Source organism: Parabacteroides sp. AF27-14 (assembly GCF_003635425.1).
In the GTDB taxonomy this organism is placed as follows: domain Bacteria; phylum Bacteroidota; class Bacteroidia; order Bacteroidales; family Tannerellaceae; genus Parabacteroides; species Parabacteroides distasonis.
On sequence record NZ_QTLZ01000004.1, the window covers coordinates 307,730 to 326,991 of the forward strand.

Consider the following 19,262-nt stretch of genomic DNA (forward strand, 5'->3'; position numbering starts at 1 on the left):
ACTGTGAATCCTGTTGTATCTTCCCCGAAAAAAGTCTTCCAGTCTAGTACAAATGCTAAGCTTTGGGATAAGCAGGCCGGAGTTTGGGAGGAGTAGGTTGATAAATACTTCATCTTTTTTGAAAATCAGAAAGATGAGAAATGTTTGGTGCTAACGAAAAAACAATCAAATGAATAAAGAAATCAAGATAGCCGTAGCCGGAACTGGTTATGTAGGACTAAGTATTGCCACTTTGTTGGCACAACATCATCAGGTAATAGCAGTGGATGTCATTCCAGAAAAGGTAGAGATGCTTAACCGTAAGCAATCTCCCATACAGGATGAATACATAGAAAAATACTTGGCAGAGAAGGAGCTAAATCTTACGGCAACGTTAGATGGAGCCTCCGCATACCGGGAGGCAAACTTCATTGTCATCGCAGCTCCTACGAACTACGATCCGGTGAAGAATTACTTTGATACGCATCATATAGAGGATGTGATAGACTTAGTGCTAAGTGTTAATCCGGAGGCCATAATGGTCATTAAATCGACTATTCCTGTGGGCTATTGCCGGAGTCTTTACTTAAAATATGCCAATAGGGGAGTTTCGAAATTGAATCTACTATTCTCGCCCGAATTCTTACGTGAAAGCAAGGCGTTATACGACAACTTATATCCAAGCCGAATTATCGTGGGAACGCCGAAGCTGATAGCTGATGAACAATTCAACGCTGAGAACGAGGCGATAAGTAAGATTGCTGATATTCCGGCATTGGAAGAGGCGGCCCGAATATTTGCAGCCTTGTTACAAGAAGGAGCCATCAAGCAGGATATACCTACCCTGTTCATGGGAATGAAAGAGGCAGAGGCTGTGAAATTATTCGCTAATACTTATCTAGCTTTGCGAGTAAGCTATTTCAACGAGTTGGATACCTATGCGGAGGTGAAGGGATTGGATTCGCAAGCGATCATTCAAGGTGTAGGTTTGGATCCACGAATCGGTACGCACTATAACAACCCCAGTTTTGGATATGGAGGTTATTGCCTGCCTAAAGATACCAAGCAGCTATTGGCTAATTATCAAGATGTACCTCAGAACATGATGAGTGCCATCGTGGAGAGCAACCGAACTCGTAAGGACTTCATTGCAGATCAGGTATTGCGCAAGGCCGGCTATTACGGTTACAGCGACCGGAACAGTTTCCGGCAGGTAGAGGAGAAGGAGTGTGTGATCGGAGTCTATCGCTTGACGATGAAATCGAATAGTGATAATTTCCGTCAATCCTCTATCCAAGGTGTGATGAAGCGTATCAAGGCGAAAGGGGCGGCAATTATCATCTATGAGCCAACTTTGGAAGATGGAATTTCCTTCTTTGGCAGTATGGTCGTGAATGACTTAGCCCGATTTAAGGAGATGAGCCATGCTATCATAGCTAATCGTTATAACAATTGTTTGGATGATGTAGCGGGGAAGGTTTATACAAGGGATATTTTTTTCAGGGATTAGCCCGTATTTAATAAGATGGTATTTTTTCAAGACAAACTAAGTAGGAATAAAACCGTATTAGCGAATTTTTCGTACCTAAGTATATTGCAGGTATTTACGATCCTATTCCCCTTGTTGACCTATCCTTATTTGTTGCGTGTTATAGGGTTGGAATTGTATGGTGTGATCGTATTTGCTCAAGCTATTATAAACTATGTCTCGTTGGTGATAAACTTCGGATTCAATATGTCTGGGGCGAGGAAAGTGGCGGTTTATAAGGAGGATAAAGTGCTTTTATCTAGAATTGTATCATCTACTTACTTATGTAAATTGATATTATGGCTTATTTGCCTTGTCGTATATTTATTGATTATAAGTTTAGTTCCGTTTTTCAAGGATTATTATTGGGTCTATGTTCTCTCTTTCTTATTGACATTTAATGAGCTTCTTCTACCCATCTGGTTTTTCCAAGGGATCGAGAAGATGAAGTATATCACTATCGTGAACCTGTCTGCCCGTTTGCTGTTCGTGGTCGCTATATTCTTATTTGTTCGTGAGCGGGAGGATTATTTATGGGTTCCATTGTTGAATGGTATCGGAGCTATGTTGGCGGGTTGTTTGTCATTGTATATCGTTTTGGGAAAGGAGAGGATAAACTTATCGGTAATACCAATAAGGGATTTAAAATTAGCTTATAAGGAGAGTGCTCCTTTGTTTGTGTCAATCGTGTCTACCCAGATTTATGTGAACGTAAACAAATTGCTGATTGGTTCCTTCTTGGGAATGTCCGAGGTTTCTATTTATGATATGGCGGATAAAATGTTATATTTGATGAAGTTACCTATTTCCATGATGGCGCAAGCAGTTTTCCCGAAGATTTCTCGTGAACGTAATGTTAGTTTTGTTAATCGTGTGATGTTTTTGGTGGCAGGGGTTGTTACGTTGGCTTATGTCGCTTTGTTTGCCGGAAGTGAATGGATCGTACGCTTTTTCTCTGGTGAATATATAAAGGAGTCGTCTGTCATTATGCGATTATTGGGCGTATCTGCGATTTTTGTCTCTTTTAATATTTTTATGGGAGGTAATCGCCTTGTCCCATTTGGATATTCATCGGTTTATATGCGGGTAATGGTCAGTAATTGTTTGTTTTTCTTGGCAGGAATAGGCTTGTTGTGGGTGATAGAAAATATTAATATGTACACAGTGACGGTGATGGCTGTGGCAGTGGAAGTTTTTTGCTTTATATCGTTGATTTATAGAAATAAACGGTTTGGTTTACTAGGGATAAAAAGATAAATAGGTATCGGTCTATTAATTTATTAAGTTTCATTGCGTTGTCTGGAATCATATGTAATGGAATATATTTTGTTTCTTTTGTTTGTCATTTTGTAGGCATTGAAAATAGTACTTATTGGTAGAATAAAAATTATGAAAAAATATACTTCACAACATATATTGTCGCAGTGTAGTGTTCTGTTTGCGTTTATTGTTATTTTTCAATCATGTTATCCATGGTTTTTGTGGGGGGATATACTGGTTGGTAACATCTCTATTATGTTGTTCCTTGTTTGTCGTATTTTGTTAAGGAGCAAGATTTCAAATCGTTATAGACTGCCAGCCTTTTTTCTGTTTTTATTTTACTTATGGATGGGGATTTATCAAGCAGAACAGCTTCAAACTCCTGTTGTTCAGCTTATCAAGCGTATTCTTCCGTTATTCTTTATTGTTTCGATGCAAAAGGAAGAAAAAGTACGTCTCAAGGATCTTACTATCAATATTATTTCGTTGATTCTTTTTATTTCTTTTGTAGCATATGTCTTTATCATCTTTTTGGAATTCCCTTTACAGCCAATGGAGATTAGGCATCCAATCAATACATGGTATCCTCCATTTCTTAACTATTACTTTTTTATAACGGCATATGGTGATTTTCTACGTTTCCATAGTATTTTTACTGAACCAGGACATTTGGGGATGTTTTGTGCTCTGTTGCTTTATATTAATAGATATAGCATGAAGGATTTCCGGAACGTAATTATGTTAATTTCGTTAATTTTTAGTTTTTCTTTAGCTGCTTATGTTTTATTGGTAGCAGGGTGGTTCATATATGAGTTGATACCAGAGATTTCTTTTCGCAAAATTAGTAAGATGAGTTTAGTGATCGTTTTGTTTGTTTGTGTAGGTTGGTGCTATCTCTCCTATAGTCCAGATGGAATTATCCAGAATTTGATTATAAATCGATTGGCCTATGATGAAGAAAAAGGTGTACAGGGCAATAACAGAAATACTTACGATTTTATGCAGACATATGACAAATTGAGTACTTCTGAGTATCTTGTAGGAAAAGGAAGTACTTTTATGAATGAAAAATTTGCGAATACGGCTAACAGCTCTTACCGAAATTTCATTATGGCTAATGGGTTTATTGGTCTGTCTCTTTTATTTTTGTTCTTCTTGTCTGTGATTTATGCTTTTCCTTCACGATTAGCATTTGGAATGTTTCTTCTTTTTATTATGTCGTTTTGGCAACGTCCTTATTGGCTTTTAGAAATAGAATCATGGGTGTTTTTGTGTGCGGTATCTATATTTTATTATGACAAAAATATATAGTATGAATTTTATCTATTCTTCCAATATTTTTGATCAATCTAAAGTTAATATGATAAGTGTTTGTCATTCTGTTGGTAACGCTTTTTTATCTATTGAATTATAAGGTAAAAGGCAATTTAATAAATATATTGTAATGGTTCCTATAGCATCTATTGTAATCCCCGTATTCAATAAAGGGGAATTGTTACAAACGATGATAAATAGCATCCTAGCTCAAGATTATCAAGATTGGGAATTACTATTGGTTGATGATGGCTCTGATGAGAAAACGCTCACTTTATTGCAGCACATTCAAAAATCAGATAAGCGAATTCGTTTTTTTAAGCGAAATCGTTTGCCAAAGGGTGCCCAGACTTGTCGAAATATAGGTTTCGAACAAGCGAAAGGTTGTTATATTCTTTTTTTTGATTCGGACGATTATATAGCTCCATATTGTCTTTCTCAGCGGATTTGTTTTATGGAAGCTCATTCCGAATTAGATTTTTCTATATTTCCAGCAGCTACTTTTCAGAGGGAGTACAATGATGGAACGATTCGTTATGGTTTACCACCTAAGACTAAAGATGATTTGTTGCTATTTTTACTGCCTCATCTTCCTTTTGTAGTATGGAATAATATATATCGGAGTGATTCCTTACGAAAATATGGTATAGAGTGGGATGAACGGTTAAAATCTCTACAAGATTCTGATTTTAATATCCAAAGTATTATGTTGGGATTAAAGTATGATTATGCTTCTTCTTATGAAAAGGTAAAGCCTGATTATTATTATCGTGTGTTGGCCGATATAAGTTCAATAAGTAAATGTATTACCGATATATCACACTTTGAATCTCATCTTTATTTCTATCAAAAGAATATAGATGAAGTGCGAACCTATTGTGGCAAATCCTATGAACATGTGTTGAAGAATCGTTCTATTTTCTTTTTTAGAAAGATTATAGTAGGTGGTAATGATGCTCTCCCTTATTTACGGAGATTAGAGGAGATTGTTCAAGGATTTAAAGGGGGGCATATGCTGATTATTCGTTTTCGATTTTATGCTTTTTTATGTAGAAAATATGGGATTAGAAACAAATTACTCGATTTTTGTTTTTTTCCCGTCTTGTTTCGTTATTATTTTTTCTATAGAAAATAGAATGCTAAATATAAAAGAAATAACAGTATCATTACTTGTAAATATGGGGCGATGTTTATCTTATGTTTGTAATTATAGTATTATTTTTCGTCTCATTCCATTTCTCTGGAGATGTTTTTATACGGGAGTAATGAAGAGATTTTTTAAATCATTTGGCTCGGGAAGTCTTATTAATCCTAAATTTTGTTATTTAAAAGGTGCCCAATATATCTCTATCGGAAAGAATACTTTCTTAGATAAGAATATGGAGCTCACAGCATACAATTCTTATCGAGTACAAAAGAATTTTTATCCTTTTATTACAATAGGCGATAATTGTCATATTGGGATGAATGCTAAAATTACAGCTATTTATTCCATCAAAATCGGAAATGGGGTACTTATGGGACGTAATGTTTTGATTACAGACAATGCACATGGTAGATCTGTAGCTGATGATATACCGCCGGCAGATCGACTTTTAATTTACAAAGAAGGTACAGTAATTGAAGATAATGTATGGTTAGGCGATAATGTTTCTATCCTTCCTGGAGTACGTATAGGGAAAGGATGTATTGTCGGTGTTAACTCGGTGGTGACAAAAGATATACCACCTTATAGTGTAGTAGGAGGTATACCTGCAAAAGTATTGAAAACTATGAAATAATGAGGATGTTTGCTTTGGTTATAAGGAAAAGATAGTGGAGGAGCGAATGAAAATTGTCTTTACGAGTTGGAAGAGTGGTTCTAGATAAGGTATATAGCTTCTTAACCTTTTTATTGTTGAATGAGATTGTATTTATATCTTTGGATATGATGTGTATTTATTTTTAGCGTTTATGCATGTTTTTCATGTTCTTATTTTTTTATAAAAACAAATTATTATGATTGCAATTCTAATGTCCACTTATAATGGCTCATTATTTATTAAAGAGCAAATAGAATCTATATTGAAACAAACAAATAAAGAGTGGTTACTATATATCAGAGATGATGGATCTACAGATGATACAAGGATGATTTTGCAAGAATATGCAAAGAAAAATCCGAATAAGATTCATCTTTTACGTGATGAGTTTATGAATATGGGAGCTGGACGTTCATTTATGTATTTATTAAAAGTCGTAGATGCTGATTATTATATGTTCTGTGATCAAGATGATGTATGGATGGAAAATAAAATAGAGCGAACCTATTCATATCTTAGAGAATTGGAGCAAAAATATGGTGAAAATACAGCTATTGGAGTCTTTACGGACTTGACTGTTGTTGACGCTGATTTAACCGTATTGATGCCATCACTTTGGAAAGGGGATAATCGTAATCCTGATTTTGTATATGATTTTTACAAACAATGGACAAATAGACATGCCTCGTATGGCTGTACACAGATGTTCAATCTTGCGGCTAAGAAATTACTCCTTCCTTACCGACAATTTGAAGGTACTATGGGAGCTCATGATAATTGGGTTGAATATATTCTCATTAAGAAGGGTGTATATGACTATATAGATGAGAGCACGATTTTATATCGTCAACACGGAACCAATGTAGTAGGTGCAAATTTTAGTCATAGTTATAAAGATGATATTCATAAAATATTCCATGATCCTAGCTTGCTTTGGGGAAAAATAGTAAAAGATTATAAGCGAATGAAAATCATGCCGTTCCATGTGTCGTTATCAAAGGTCTTGTGGTATCGATTTTATCAAAGTATTGAAGCATTTATAAAGAAATCGTTATGAGCCAATATCAGAGATATAGGGACTATGAGCTCTCTGAGGGAGTCACCGTACGTCAATTGCAGTTAAAGCTTTTGGAAATCTTCTTGTATTTCAAAAAAATATGCGAGGAGAATAATCTTACATACTGGTGTGGTGGTGGGACTATGCTGGGCGCTGTACGTCATAAAGGATTTATACCTTGGGATGACGATTTGGATGTCTTTTTACCAAGAAAAGATTACGAACGATTGTATGAGATTTGGGATCAAGTAGCAGATACCAGCCATTATGTACTTGTCCGTACAGATGAAAAAGTTAATTATCATCATGCAGCAATGAATTTAGTTGATGTACGGACTACTTATGTTAACAGACATTCAGTGAATGAAGATATATATCATGGAATTTATATAGATGTGATTCCTTTTGAAGGATGTCCGAGCTCTAAAGTAGAGAGAGCCTTACAAATATATCACTCTATAATGTTTTCTGTGTTTAATGTTCAAAGACTTCCTGATAATCAAGGCTCTTTTTTGCGATTGCCTACTAAAATTCTATTATCTCTTGTTAGATCTTCACAAAACCGTTATAAGATTTGGAAGAAACATCAAGATAAAATGACTCAATATGATTTCTTTACAGCTAAATATGTGAAAGAAACTGTATCATCATTTAAGGGATTATTCCGATTGTATGATAGAGATATTTTTAATACTGTAGATGCGGTATTTGAAGGGCATATGGTTAAAATTCCAGCAGGATATGATTATTATATGAAGTGTATTTATGGAGACTATATGTCACTTCCTAAAGATATATCAATAGATATGTCTTCAAGATATGAAGTTATAAAATTTATTGATTTAAATGAGTCTTATACAAAATATAGAGGAATATATTATCTAGTAGATGTAAACGAATGACTATGAATGTTGCTATTATTTTTGCGGGTGGTTCGGGGAAAAGAATGAACACTATATCTCGTCCCAAACAGTTCCTTGAACTACGAGGAAAACCGGTTATTATTTATACCCTTGAATTATTTGATACTCATCCTGATATAGATGCGATTTGTGTGGTTTGTATTAAAGCTTGGATTCCTTTCTTAGAAAAGCAACTGAGGAAATTTGAGATCACAAAAGTCGTAAGTATTGTGCCAGGAGGTGAAACTGGACAAGATAGTATTTATAATGGTCTTTGTGCTGCCGAGAAATATGCAAAAGAACTAAAAGCGAATGATGTTAATGTTTTGATACATGATGGTGTAAGACCTCTTATAACACAGCAGACTATAACAGATAATATCAACATGGTTAACGATAAGGGTAATTGCATAACTTGTATTCCTGCAACTGAGACTTTTATTGTTACGCAAGATGATGGTTCGTTAGATATTCCTTCTCGGGAGCATTCTAAAATTGCCCGTGCTCCTCAAAGCTTTAGATTGAATGATATATTGCAAGCTCATAAGAAAGTATTAGAAAGGAATAGGCATGATTATATAGATTCTTGTACCTTAATGAGTTCTATGGGCTATAAAATGAATACAATAATGGGGCCTATGGAAAATATTAAAATAACAACACCTACTGATTATTTTATATTTAGGGCTATGGTTGAAGTTCATGAAAATCAACAAATATTTGGGTTCTAGTATGAATGTGGTTCTTCAACAGAATATAAGAGATTTTACACAATCATTTGAGCTATCACATAGATTATCTCATTCAAGATTCTTGATTACTGGATGTACAGGATTAATAGGTTCTATCTTAGCTCATTCTTTACTTGCAATAAAACAGGATATTGATATTATAGCACCAGTACGAAATATTAAGAAAGGTGTGGATCTGTTTGATGAGGCTGAATTAAAGAATATTCATTTTATAGAGTGTGATCTAAGTCAGTTTGATTATAGTGAAATTGGTACAATTGACTATATAGTTCATTGCGCAGCCCCAACATCTAGCCAATTTTTTGTAGAGCATCCGGTAGAAACTTTTGATATTATTTATCAAGCAACTCGTAATCTTTTGGAATTTTCTAGAAAGTCAGAAGTTAAGAGTTTCGTATATTTATCTTCTTTAGAAGTGTATGGGACTATTACGGATGATTCTATACTTGTAACTGAAGATATTCAAGGCTATTTAGAACCAATGGCTGTACGTAGTAGTTACCCTATGGCAAAAAGAGCTACGGAAAATCTTTGCTGTTTGTATGCTTCGGAATATGGCGTAAATGTAAAAGTAGCAAGATTAACTCAAACAACAGGAGCTGGAGTGTCTAATGATGATAATCGTGTAATAGTTCAATTCTGTAGATTGGCTGTTCAAGATAAAGATATTATTTTGCATTCTTCAGGAAATGCAGCTAGGCCATATTGTTATACTATGGACGCAATAAGTGCCATTCTGTATATTCTTCTTAATGGAAATAACGGTCAAGCTTATAATGTTGCAAATGAAGATAGTTATATTTCTGCAAAAGATTTGGCATTATATATACAAAAAAAAATCAATCCAAATATTAAAGTTAAGTTGGAGATTAACAACGAGATGGGATATGCTCCAGAAACTAAACTGAGGTTGTCTACTAATAAATTATGTGCTCTTGGTTGGAAGCCAAAATACTCTATTTGTCAGATTTTAGATAATCTAAAAAAATCGATTTTATTAGAAGATTAGGGGTTTAATCTGTAGATTCTTTACATATGTAACCAAGGAAATTTCAAAATATTTAATTGTACCATACTTATGAAATATTTAATAGTAGCAGCACATCCTGATGATGAAGTTTTAGGTGCAGGTGGGGCCATTTACAAATGGACTAGAGAGGGACATATAGTGGATGTATGTCTAATGTGTACAGAAGCTAGAGCGAGGGCTTTCCGTCCAGAGGATAAGGAATTAAACAATAACTTGAATGCGTCTTCCAAATTTCTTGGAATAAACAAAATATATGAAGGAGTATTCCCTAATATAGAGATGAATACGGTGCCGCATTTGAAATTGGTGCAGTTTATTGAAAGTGCTATCAAAGAGAGTCTGCCAGATATTGTCATTACTCATCATCCCGCTGATACAAACAATGATCATTTGCAGACTTCTATGGCTTGTCAGGAAGCTATCCGTTTGTTCCAACGTAGGCCCGAGGTGAAACGAGTGAATGAATTTTGGTATATGGAGGTGCCAAGTTGCACGGAATGGGCTATTAATAACGCTATGAATCTGTTCCGTCCTAATTGTTACGTGGAAGTTGGTAAAGAAGGAGTGAATGCCAAGATTATGGCATTGGGAATGTACAGAGGTGTGATGCGCCCTTATCCGCATCCTCGTAGTGTCGAATATATTACAGGTCTTGCCACTGTTAGGGGTAGCCAGTGGGGAACGAATTATGCGGAAGCTTTTGAATGTACTTTGAGGAGAATTTAGTGTTAATACCATTATTTATGTATAAGAACTTTTTTAAGCCACTGATTGGAATATTACTTTCGTTTTTTGGATTGATGGTTTGCTGTATCCCTATGATTATTATTGCTATTACAATTAAATTAGACAGCAAAGGCCCCATTATGTTTCGCCAAGTAAGACTTGGTAAAGGACAAAGACCTTTTAGGATTTATAAGTTTCGTACTATGTGTGATGGTGCTTTTGAGAAAGGTGGAGTTGTAACTAGTGCGGATGATACTCGTATTACAAAAGTTGGTGCTGTATTGAGAAGAACAAGTTTGGATGAGCTTCCTCAGATGTTTAACATTTTACTTGGTCAGATGGCTATTATCGGCCCGAGACCGATTTTAGATTTTGAGTTCAATCCATATAAGAACAATGCTAGATTCTGCAAACGTTATGATGTTATGCCTGGCATGTTTTGTACTGTTGATGTCTATGACAGAGCGGCAGAGCGTGATGTTCAAATGGTGCTTGATGCTGATTATGCGGAGCAACAGAGCTTTTGGTTGGACTTCAAGACCTTCTTCGGAGTTATTAAGGTTGTAGTTACAGGAGAAGGTGTTTATAAAAATGAAAGTAAATATAGAAATAAATAATTGTAATAATGAATAATAGCTATAATGGGCATTTGGTTATTGTGTTTGCGTTGGAGCATTACAATCCTTTGAATATGATCCGTGCTTTTGGCGAACAAGGAATTAATCCTGTATATATTTCTGTAAAACGTAGATATGAGGTGGCTACAAAAAGTAAATACATCTCGGAGCTTCACCGTGTAGATTCGGTTAAAGATGGTTTTCTGCTATTGATAAATCAATATGGAAGACTATCTGAAGAAACAGGAAAAAAACCTTATATCCTGTTTTCGGATGATAAGTCTGTAGGCTATTTTGATTTGCACTTTGAGGAGTGGAAAGATAAGTTTATCACTTACAATGCAGGACGTAACGGACGTATTAATGAATTCATGGATAAGTATGAAATTCAACAGTGTGCAAAACGACATGGATTTAATGTACTTGATTCGTATGTTATTAAAAAGGGAGATCCTGTACCAGATGGGCTTTGGTATCCTATTATAACTAAAGATATTTCTCCAAATTTGGGTAGTTGGAAATCTGATGTGTTTATTTGTCAGAATAAGCAGGAACTTGTGGAGGCTTTAGAAAAGATAACGTGTCCACTCGTTATGTTACAACATTTTGTCGATAAGCAAAATGAAATGGCACTTGAGGGTTATACCATCAAAAATGGTAAAGAAATGCAGATTATTACACAGATGAAGTGGAAATATCTGATTCAAGGATATTATAGTCCGTTTCATGATGTCTGTATGTTTACTGATAAAGATATGGAAATCAGGCTGCAAGCCATGTTTGAAGAGATTGGTTTTGAAGGAGTATTTGAAGTGGAATTCTTGATTGATAAGGATGGAACCTATTATTTCATGGAAACAAACTTCCGCGCATCGGCATGGAATCCTACTTGTAAATTTGCAGGAATGCCATTACCTTATCTTTGGGTGAAAGGTATGATGAACGGATATATTGATCCGAATGATCGTAAAGAGTTCGAGCCTTTTACTTCCATGAGTGAAATTATCGATTATAGTAAGCGTGTAGAAGGTGGTTTATGTTCTATAGCTGAATGGTTGCGTGATTTTAAAGATGCAAAGTGTGTGTATATATATGACAAGGAGGATAGAGGACCATGGGATGCTGTTATAAGAGATTGGGAGAGTTTCAAATGATATAAGAGTAATGAAAAGAGTGCTGATAACAGGAGCCGGTAGCTATATTGGGACAAATATAGAAAACTGGTTAAACCGATTCCCCTCAAAATACCAAGTTGCTTCTATTGGAACAATAAATAATGAATGGAAGAAAACAGATTTCTCTTCTTTTGATGTAGTGATAGATGTCGCTGGTATTGCTCATATAAAAATTACGGAAGACTTAAGGGATTTGTTCTATTCGATTAATCGGGATATGACGATTGATATATGCCAAACAGCAAGAGAGTCAGGAGTGAAGCAATTCATTTTCTTGTCGTCAATGAACGTTTATGGAGATGATTGTGGTATTGTCACAGATAAGAATAATGAGAATCCTTCTAGCTTTTACGGAGATAGTAAACTGCAGGCGGATAAAGTTATTCAATCCATGAATGACGATTCGTTTGCGGTATGCAGTGTTCGTCCACCAGCGATATATGGTAAAGGTTGCAAAGGGAATTATCCTTTACTAGTGAAATACGGGCAAAAGTTGCCTGTGTTTCCTGATTATCCGCAGAGAAAGAGCTTGATTTTTATTGATAATCTATGTGAATTTATCAGACTGTTGATTGATAATAATTCTAAGGGGATTTTTTGTCCGCAGAATATAGAGTACGCTTCCACTTCTGTTATGGTAAATGCTATAGCGAAATATAGTGGTCATAAAATATGGTTGACTACATTATTAAATCCTTTCGTATGGCTAGGTATAAAACTGATTCGTTTTGTACAACGTGCTTTTGATGATGATGCTTATGATTTGTCATTAAGTAATGATTTTGATGGAAAATATAATGTGGTTTCTTTTGAGGAATCTATAAAAAGATCTGTATAGTTTTATATTCGAGGCTAAGGATGGAATATATATAGGGGGATTCGTTTACTAGAAGAGACGTATTATAGCTCTTGCTCTGTAGGCTGTCGAAGACTAAGAATAATGTTATCGGGAGAGTTGGTATAAGAACCGGCTCTCCCGTTTTTTATTTCTATTGAATGCTTGCGCTTAAAAGGCGATCGCCACCTCCGCACCAATCTGGAAGGGCTTACCCAGTTGGATAAACGGATTCCCGAATGACTCGAAATAAAATGCAGAGTAATGGGTGTTCGTTATATTACGGCTCCATAGGTTTACGTTGACGATACCTTTGCGTACGCCTACCTTTGCGTTCACCGTTCCGTAGAATTTCTGGTAGATGTCGTTTCGCTCGGTCCAGAAGATCTTTCCGACACCGCTGAATTGGGCGGAGGCGGAGAATTGGTCTATCCATGCGTTACGGAACAGGCGGGTGTATTGCAGTCCGACGTTGAGGGTATGACGTGGGGTATATGGGATGAAGTTGTTCTTGAAATCCTCTTTCCCGTTGTTGTAATCCCGGAACGTAGCATGGGTGAAACCGTAATTAACGTCGGCGGTTAGCCCATCGATGATGCGGGCACGCAAGGAGGCCTCTATACCGTAGCTTTTTGCTTTCCCGGCGTTGGTGAGGATACGGCCGTTTCCGCTATTTACGAATTTGGTCAGCTGCACGTCTTTAATGTCCATATAGAAACCTGTCAATTCTGCGCTTAGGCGTTGGAATAGCAACTCGCTACGGATACCGATCTCGTAGTTCCAGCTTTTCTCCGGTTTGTAGGCGGCTACTTCCTCGATGGGGGTAGGTTCTTTGACCTCGATCGGCATCATGTCCTTGAAAGCGCTCATCATATCGTATTGCATCTGGCTTTGCATCACGTCTGCCGACATTTGTACGTTGTAGCCCCCGGTCTTATAACCTTTCGCTACCGATACATAGGTGAACGTGTTTGGCGAGCATTCGTACTTTAAAGATATTTTCGGAAGTACTTGCCAGAAGTCTTGGGAGACACTGGCGTCCATCACGGTGGTTGGGATCGGGAAAAGTTTCTCGATGTCGATAACCGGTCCGTTTTCTACGAAGCCGAAACCCATTCTCATCTTAGCCTCAGAATTGTAATCCATCTTTTGCTTCTCGTAATCCAAGCGGATACCGGCGGTAATTGACAGACCTTCCGTGAACAAGTTGTTATAAGTGGATTGGTGATACAATGCAAGGCCGTAAGAAGGGGTGTCGAAAGAACCCGGAATATAAAGATGATCGTCCAGTATTTTTAGATAGGGCATCTTAGGGTGATCTTTCTTCAATTGATCGAATACGGGCTGGAGAACGGTCTTAATCCCATCTTCTTTGAAATCGACCGGGCCGTCCGTATGTAGATCATCGTAGAAACCGTAGAGTCCGAAGGACCATTGGTAATTATTCCTCGTGTTGCTCTTGATCGCCAATTCCTCGCTGAAAGCGTTTTGCTTTTGCTTTTGGTTGAGGGTGAAGATCGAGAGAGGGGAGAAGTCTTGATCCATCTTCATGTCATCCTTGAAATATTGATGACCGGTGGTGCTGCTCAGTATCACGTGCTCATTTCGGTATTCGAGGGACAGGTTATTGGCGATAACAGTCCGTTTATAAGAGCTGGGATCGTTGATATTGATAGGATTTACATACTTGTGATCGGTATTTCCGGTTCCGATGAACATGCCATATGGAAACGCTCCTTGATCCGTATAATCTACGGAAAGGGAGTAGGAGGCACGGAAGTTCGGATTGAAGCGACCTTCTAACTTGAATCGGCCGCCTACATTGTCTTCCTTATCGATCTTTTTCCCATCGTAGGCATTGGTGTAGAAGCCGTCGCTATGGTCATAGTAAGCAGCGGCGGTGAATCCGATGGTCTCGCTCAACTTAGCATAATGGGAGGCCTTGACTTTATATTGCCCGTAGCTTCCGGCCGATAGGGAGAGTTTCTTTCCTTGGTAATCGAACGGGGAGATGGTATAGATATTTACGATGCCCCCCATGGCGTTACGACCATACAAGGTTCCTTGCGGCCCTCGTAATACCTCGATGCGTTGGATATCGGTCAGCTCGAAATCGAAGGTGCTTTTATCCAGATAAGGCACGTTGTCTACATATAAGCCCACGGATTGTCCGCTACTTCTGGCTCCGATACCGCGGATATAGATGGCCGAGGTTAGTTTTGCCCCATAATCCGGCATGTATAGGTTCGGGACGAAAGAACTTATATCCTTTAGTGCGTCGATCTGCCTGCCGGAGATCATTTGTGGGGAAAGGATCGATACGGAACCGGGTAACGTGCGGAGATTATTTGTCTCCTTCGTGGATGAGGTCACGATTACCTCACCCATGTTATAGGTTTTTATCGTGTCGTTCTCGTTAGCCTTGATGTCCTCGGCGTATACATTTTGCAGCCCCAACGCACCTAGGGCGATGATACCTAAGTAGTGTCTCTTCATCGAATTTCTTTTGTTAGTATATTTTTTCAATCGCGAAGAAACGGTAAAGAAACAGGATGGTCAATCACTAGATGTAGTGATTTTGAAAGCTGGTTTGTTGGCTTCGCTATAGTTCGATATCGTCGCCGGAGATGATCCCGTTCATGATGGCGTAGAAGGTGAGGCCGGATACGGTCTTGATGCCCAGCTTGGCGGTGATGTTCTTACGATGGGTAAGGACGGTGTTCAGGCTGATGTTCAGCTTATCGGCGATCTCTTTATTCGTGATGCCTTTTACGATCAGTTGAAGTACGTCTACCTCACGGCTGGATAGGTCCTTGTTGTTTTCGGTAGTGGTGTTGCCGGAGCTGTCGCTCGTAAATAATTGTTGCAATTGCTCGATAATGGTCTCTTGGGAGGAACGTAACGTGATACGGTTCGTAGACGAGAGCGCCCCGTGTTCTTCGCTGCTGTCGATGAGGAGGGCGGTCTTGTTTCTTCTCGGGAGGAAGAAATCTGCGTTGAGCACAAGGGTATCTGAATCGGTGAAATAGTAATCGTAGGTGTCGCTTCCTGTGGAGGAAAGCATCTCGAAATTTGGAAAATAGCAAACCTCTACCGGGGGGAAGTAGTCGGTCAGCAAGCTTTGCAGCCCAATACTTCTTAGGGTATCAGACAGTATGATCGCTATTTGTTTGTTTCGATGCATTTCAGATCGTTAGATACATAATTTTTCCATGGCCGAGACCATGGGGGTAAGGATTCGATACCGGATCCGGTTGTGTTGTTTGATATCTTTCTCCAGACTACAGATGGAGAAGAGGACGGCATAACATAAATTCTCGTCGTAATCTCCCGAAAGATGCTTGACCATGATACTTTTTAAGTCGGCTAAAAGGGCCTCGATGGTATCTTCCGTACGTTGCTCGGAGGTGATTTGCAATCCATCGATCGTTCCCGCCGGTTCTTTTCCCAGCTTTTTACTTAACGACATGCAGTAGGGGAACCATATCTTATCATCTTTCTCAATGCGGGCGATGAGTTCTTCCTTGAACGAGGAGAAGAAGCGTCCTATCAATCCAAGAGTAGGATTACCGGGCGTACTCATCGAGATAAAGGAACCTAGATGGCGTTCTATATTGGGAAGCTGATAACGTAAATAGTATTGGTTCGTCTTTGTCAGGTAATCAATGATCTGCGATGTATGGAAAGTTTGTAACTTCTTCTCCGGAAAATACTCCTCGTTGAGGAAGGTATTGATCACTGTCAATAAAAAGTCCGTATCCAGCGAATGTTCTTCACAGAGCGTCTTCACCGATTTGTCGCCAAGCCCGAGACGAATCCCAAACCGGTTGATTACGGGAATGAGTGAGGGGTGTTCTTCCACCACCTCACTCAATTGCATATTTGGATATACTAAAGGCATCTTACCAAGCTTGTTCCCATTGTTCACGTAATAACTTGACGGCGGCGGGGACTACCACGTTACGGTCTCCCTGACATCCGCACTCGAAACTTACGTAGTTGTTATAACCAATCATTTTCAATCCCTTGAAGCCATTGATATAGTTATCGGCATCTCCATCCTCACCCGGCATGCTGCGACGTTTGCGGCTGGCCACGTGTACGTGTTGGAGATACTCTCCACCGGAGATAAAGGCTCCCATATCAGAGGTCTCTTCCCATGTCATATGCCAGAAGTCGCCCATGCAACGTACACCCGGATTATTGATATCCCGGCATAAAGAGGCGGCGTCGGCTACTTGACGTAGATAAAAACACTCTTTTCGGTTCAAAGGTTCAAAGATGACGCTAGTCCCATGCTGGGCGGCGAAAGTTCCCATCTCGTTGAATTGCTCGCAAAGGAAATCCCGTGTCTCCATCGTATGAGGCAAGGCGGGGACTTGACCATTAAAGGCAGGAACGATAATCACGCCCGTAGAACCTAATTCACTGGCTGCGGCGATGATCTCTTTCATCGTATCCATGCATTCCTTGCGGATGGCTGGATCGGTAGAAAGAATAAAGCCTTTGAAGCCGGCGCAAATGGCACTCACTTTGATATTACGTCCGTTTAAGGCCTGCTTGATCTCGTTTACCCGGCTGGCTAATCCTCCGCCACCCGGCTCAAAACCTACAACGCCCAACTTCTCCATAAAATCAAGTTTCTCGTTCAAACTTTCACCCGGGGCGATTCCCTCTTGGAAAGAAAGCTTTAATTCAAGGTCCTTGCCGGGCTTGTCGCTCCCTTTTTCTCCTTTGGCAGTGTTTGCCGGCTTGGAAGAGCAGGAGGCCAAGGCTGTACTTCCTACCGCTAAAGCAGCGCCGGATAAGGAGGTTCTTAAAAAGTTTCTTCTATTTAATGTCATAAACAGTCTGGATTATTTCTTGTCGATTGGTTTACCCGGAACAGGAACGATGAAGCCGCTCATATCCATCTTTCCTAAGTTCAAATCTTTCGGAGTGTAATCCAATGCAGAGGCAGTCATGGCATCCCAAGTGGTCTCGGTACCCGTGTAAGCGGACTCACGACCCATGATTGCGGCCATATTGGAGATAGCAGTCTCAGAAGCTTGCTCGATTTGTTTACCACCACGGATGCAGTTGATCCAGTTTACATGCTCTAATGTATACGGGTCAGTTTGCTTGAAGTTCGCTTTTTCGGCCTCGCTATCATATTTCCAGATAACGTTTCCTGCCAAATCCTTGATCTCCATCGTGTCACTGCTCCATGATCCCTTGGTTCCTTGGATGAATTCGCTTACATTATTTGCACAACCATCTATCTGGCGGCACATACTATGCATATGGATACCATTTTCCATTGTGAAATCAACGCTGAAGTTATCATATTGGTCGCCAGTGATACGACGGTGGCGAGAACCGAAACCTACAGCCTTGACTGGTTTCAATCCGCTGAACCAAGTGAATACATCTATATTATGTACGTGTTGCTCTACGATATGGTCGCCGGAAAGCCATTTCCAGTTTACCCAGTCCTTGATCATATATTCGCAATCGTTCCATCCCGGTTGACGATCCCGATACCAAAGCATATTCTGATTCCAGTAAACCGTACCGCCCGTGATCTCACCGATCAATCCTTCCATGATCTTCTTGTAAGACTCGACATAACTGCGTTGGTGATGGCGTTGAGTACCGGTTACGACACATAAGTTCTTTGCCGCAGCTTGTTTTGCGGTAGCCATAATGGTACGGTAACCAACCGGATCAACACAGATAGGTTTCTCTAAGAAGGAATGTTTGCCCTTTTCTGTGGCGTATTGGAAATGAACTGGACGGAATACGGGAGGAGTGGCGACGATCACTACATCTACGCCGCTATCAATCACTTGTTTGTACGCATCCAAGCCGACGAAACGTTTATCAGCCGGTACATCAATTCCTTTCTCATCTTTTAATTTCTTTGCCAAATCATCGACACGTTCTTGGAACGTATCGCCTAAAGCCACGATCGTAACGCCGTTCGCAGCGTTCAAGAAGTTAAAAGCGGCTCCGGAACCACGTCCGCCACAACCGATTACACCAGCTTTTAGTTCTTTTCCATCAGTTGCCAGATCTGGTAATTCGGGCACGTAATAAGTACCGGGTTCTTTCAAAGGCTTTATTGCGTTCGCACTTTCACCTCCACCACAAGAAGTTAATACACCAACTGTACTACCTGTTCCAATTGCTCCAAGCGCACCCGCTAGGGCTGAACTTTTCAGAAATGATCTTCTGCTAATGCTGTTCTCTTTTTTCATTGTATAATAATTTATCGTTATAAATTTGCATAAACATTCAACATCA

18 protein-coding genes are annotated in these 19,262 nt (G+C 39.0%); 13 read left to right on the forward strand and 5 right to left on the reverse strand.

The window, feature by feature from the left end; genetic code table 11:
* Positions 1-169 precede the first annotated feature (169 nt).
* The 13 genes from DWY79_RS06775 to DWY79_RS06835 all read left to right on the forward strand — a co-directional run bounded on the left by DWY79_RS06775 (position 170) and on the right by DWY79_RS06835 (position 12,980).
* Entirely contained in the window at positions 170-1,489 is a 1,320-nt protein-coding gene (locus tag DWY79_RS06775) for a nucleotide sugar dehydrogenase (protein ID WP_122369061.1), read from the forward strand.
* A gap of 15 nt (positions 1,490-1,504) precedes the next feature.
* Positions 1,505-2,764 (forward strand): oligosaccharide flippase family protein, encoded by a 1,260-nt coding sequence (locus tag DWY79_RS06780; RefSeq protein WP_122369062.1) that lies wholly within the window; start codon positions 1,505-1,507, stop codon positions 2,762-2,764.
* Between the two features lie 132 nt (positions 2,765-2,896).
* Positions 2,897-4,078: a hypothetical protein gene (locus DWY79_RS06785; protein ID WP_121773133.1), complete on the forward strand. Its 1,182-nt coding sequence runs from the start codon at positions 2,897-2,899 to the stop codon at positions 4,076-4,078.
* A 133-nt stretch (positions 4,079-4,211) separates the two neighbouring features.
* Entirely contained in the window at positions 4,212-5,216 is a 1,005-nt protein-coding gene (locus tag DWY79_RS06790; RefSeq protein WP_122369063.1) for a glycosyltransferase family 2 protein, read from the forward strand.
* A 130-nt stretch (positions 5,217-5,346) separates the two neighbouring features.
* Entirely contained in the window at positions 5,347-5,862 is a 516-nt protein-coding gene (locus tag DWY79_RS06795; protein ID WP_158593839.1) for a DapH/DapD/GlmU-related protein, read from the forward strand.
* A 217-nt stretch (positions 5,863-6,079) separates the two neighbouring features.
* Complete coding sequence (locus tag DWY79_RS06800; protein ID WP_121773136.1) at positions 6,080-6,940, forward strand: glycosyltransferase family 2 protein; 861 nt, start codon at positions 6,080-6,082, stop codon at positions 6,938-6,940.
* Positions 6,937-7,842, forward strand: a complete 906-nt coding sequence (locus DWY79_RS06805) for a phosphorylcholine transferase LicD (RefSeq protein WP_122369065.1) — start codon at positions 6,937-6,939, stop codon at positions 7,840-7,842. Before DWY79_RS06800 ends, DWY79_RS06805 begins: the two co-directional genes overlap by 4 nt.
* A 2-nt stretch (positions 7,843-7,844) precedes the next feature.
* Complete coding sequence (locus DWY79_RS06810) at positions 7,845-8,573, forward strand: 2-C-methyl-D-erythritol 4-phosphate cytidylyltransferase (RefSeq protein ID WP_036616126.1); 729 nt, start codon at positions 7,845-7,847, stop codon at positions 8,571-8,573.
* A complete protein-coding gene (locus tag DWY79_RS06815) occupies positions 8,545-9,603 on the forward strand; it encodes an NAD(P)-dependent oxidoreductase (RefSeq protein ID WP_227805602.1) in 1,059 nt (352 codons plus the stop codon). Before DWY79_RS06810 ends, DWY79_RS06815 begins: the two co-directional genes overlap by 29 nt.
* Positions 9,604-9,672: 69 nt before the next feature.
* On the forward strand, positions 9,673-10,350 hold the full coding sequence (locus DWY79_RS06820; protein ID WP_122369066.1) for a PIG-L deacetylase family protein: 678 nt from the start codon (positions 9,673-9,675) through the stop codon (positions 10,348-10,350).
* A gap of 17 nt (positions 10,351-10,367) precedes the next feature.
* Positions 10,368-10,967, forward strand: a complete 600-nt coding sequence (locus DWY79_RS06825) for a sugar transferase (RefSeq protein WP_122369067.1) — start codon at positions 10,368-10,370, stop codon at positions 10,965-10,967.
* An 8-nt stretch (positions 10,968-10,975) separates the two neighbouring features.
* Complete coding sequence (locus DWY79_RS06830) at positions 10,976-12,121, forward strand: biotin carboxylase (protein WP_122369068.1); 1,146 nt, start codon at positions 10,976-10,978, stop codon at positions 12,119-12,121.
* Between the two features lie 10 nt (positions 12,122-12,131).
* Positions 12,132-12,980 carry an NAD-dependent epimerase/dehydratase family protein gene (locus DWY79_RS06835; protein ID WP_012056202.1) on the forward strand — a complete coding sequence of 283 codons (849 nt, stop codon included), beginning with the start codon at positions 12,132-12,134 and terminating at the stop codon, positions 12,978-12,980.
* A 168-nt stretch (positions 12,981-13,148) separates the two neighbouring features.
* On the opposite strand, the gene DWY79_RS06840 is transcribed toward DWY79_RS06835, so the two are convergent.
* The 5 genes from DWY79_RS06840 to DWY79_RS06860 all read right to left on the reverse strand — a co-directional run bounded on the left by DWY79_RS06840 (position 13,149) and on the right by DWY79_RS06860 (position 19,216).
* Positions 13,149-15,473: a TonB-dependent receptor gene (locus DWY79_RS06840; RefSeq protein ID WP_122369069.1), complete on the reverse strand. Its 2,325-nt coding sequence runs from the start codon at positions 15,471-15,473 to the stop codon at positions 13,149-13,151.
* A gap of 106 nt (positions 15,474-15,579) precedes the next feature.
* Positions 15,580-16,161, reverse strand: coding sequence for a LuxR C-terminal-related transcriptional regulator (locus tag DWY79_RS06845; protein ID WP_087346345.1), 582 nt, complete (start codon positions 16,159-16,161; stop codon positions 15,580-15,582).
* Positions 16,162-16,170: 9 nt separating this feature from the next.
* Positions 16,171-16,857, reverse strand: coding sequence for a LuxR family transcriptional regulator (locus DWY79_RS06850; protein WP_005858717.1), 687 nt, complete (start codon positions 16,855-16,857; stop codon positions 16,171-16,173).
* A gap of 22 nt (positions 16,858-16,879) precedes the next feature.
* Positions 16,880-17,821, reverse strand: a complete 942-nt coding sequence (locus tag DWY79_RS06855; RefSeq protein WP_122369070.1) for a sugar phosphate isomerase/epimerase — start codon at positions 17,819-17,821, stop codon at positions 16,880-16,882.
* 12 nt (positions 17,822-17,833) lie between these two features.
* Positions 17,834-19,216: a Gfo/Idh/MocA family oxidoreductase gene (locus tag DWY79_RS06860; protein ID WP_036616106.1), complete on the reverse strand. Its 1,383-nt coding sequence runs from the start codon at positions 19,214-19,216 to the stop codon at positions 17,834-17,836.
* Between the last annotated feature and the right edge of the window lie 46 nt (positions 19,217-19,262).

Excerpts from the sequence above, each read along its gene's own strand:
- DWY79_RS06775 (WP_122369061.1), top strand. The coding sequence starts at position 170 with ATGAATAAAGAAATCAAGATAGCCGTAGCCGGAACTGGTTATGTAGGA.
- DWY79_RS06780 (WP_122369062.1), top strand. The coding sequence starts at position 1,505 with ATGGTATTTTTTCAAGACAAACTAAGTAGGAATAAAACCGTATTAGCG.
- DWY79_RS06785 (WP_121773133.1), top strand. The coding sequence starts at position 2,897 with ATGAAAAAATATACTTCACAACATATATTGTCGCAGTGTAGTGTTCTG.
- DWY79_RS06790 (WP_122369063.1), top strand. The coding sequence starts at position 4,212 with ATGGTTCCTATAGCATCTATTGTAATCCCCGTATTCAATAAAGGGGAA.
- DWY79_RS06795 (WP_158593839.1), top strand. The coding sequence starts at position 5,347 with ATGAAGAGATTTTTTAAATCATTTGGCTCGGGAAGTCTTATTAATCCT.
- DWY79_RS06800 (WP_121773136.1), top strand. The coding sequence starts at position 6,080 with ATGATTGCAATTCTAATGTCCACTTATAATGGCTCATTATTTATTAAA.
- DWY79_RS06805 (WP_122369065.1), top strand. The coding sequence starts at position 6,937 with ATGAGCCAATATCAGAGATATAGGGACTATGAGCTCTCTGAGGGAGTC.
- DWY79_RS06810 (WP_036616126.1), top strand. The coding sequence starts at position 7,845 with ATGAATGTTGCTATTATTTTTGCGGGTGGTTCGGGGAAAAGAATGAAC.
- DWY79_RS06815 (WP_227805602.1), top strand. The coding sequence starts at position 8,545 with ATGAAAATCAACAAATATTTGGGTTCTAGTATGAATGTGGTTCTTCAA.
- DWY79_RS06820 (WP_122369066.1), top strand. The coding sequence starts at position 9,673 with ATGAAATATTTAATAGTAGCAGCACATCCTGATGATGAAGTTTTAGGT.
- DWY79_RS06825 (WP_122369067.1), top strand. The coding sequence starts at position 10,368 with ATGTATAAGAACTTTTTTAAGCCACTGATTGGAATATTACTTTCGTTT.
- DWY79_RS06830 (WP_122369068.1), top strand. The coding sequence starts at position 10,976 with ATGAATAATAGCTATAATGGGCATTTGGTTATTGTGTTTGCGTTGGAG.
- DWY79_RS06835 (WP_012056202.1), top strand. The coding sequence starts at position 12,132 with ATGAAAAGAGTGCTGATAACAGGAGCCGGTAGCTATATTGGGACAAAT.
- DWY79_RS06840 (WP_122369069.1), bottom strand. The coding sequence starts at position 15,473 with ATGAAGAGACACTACTTAGGTATCATCGCCCTAGGTGCGTTGGGGCTG.
- DWY79_RS06845 (WP_087346345.1), bottom strand. The coding sequence starts at position 16,161 with ATGCATCGAAACAAACAAATAGCGATCATACTGTCTGATACCCTAAGA.
- DWY79_RS06850 (WP_005858717.1), bottom strand. The coding sequence starts at position 16,857 with ATGCAATTGAGTGAGGTGGTGGAAGAACACCCCTCACTCATTCCCGTA.
- DWY79_RS06855 (WP_122369070.1), bottom strand. The coding sequence starts at position 17,821 with ATGACATTAAATAGAAGAAACTTTTTAAGAACCTCCTTATCCGGCGCT.
- DWY79_RS06860 (WP_036616106.1), bottom strand. The coding sequence starts at position 19,216 with ATGAAAAAAGAGAACAGCATTAGCAGAAGATCATTTCTGAAAAGTTCA.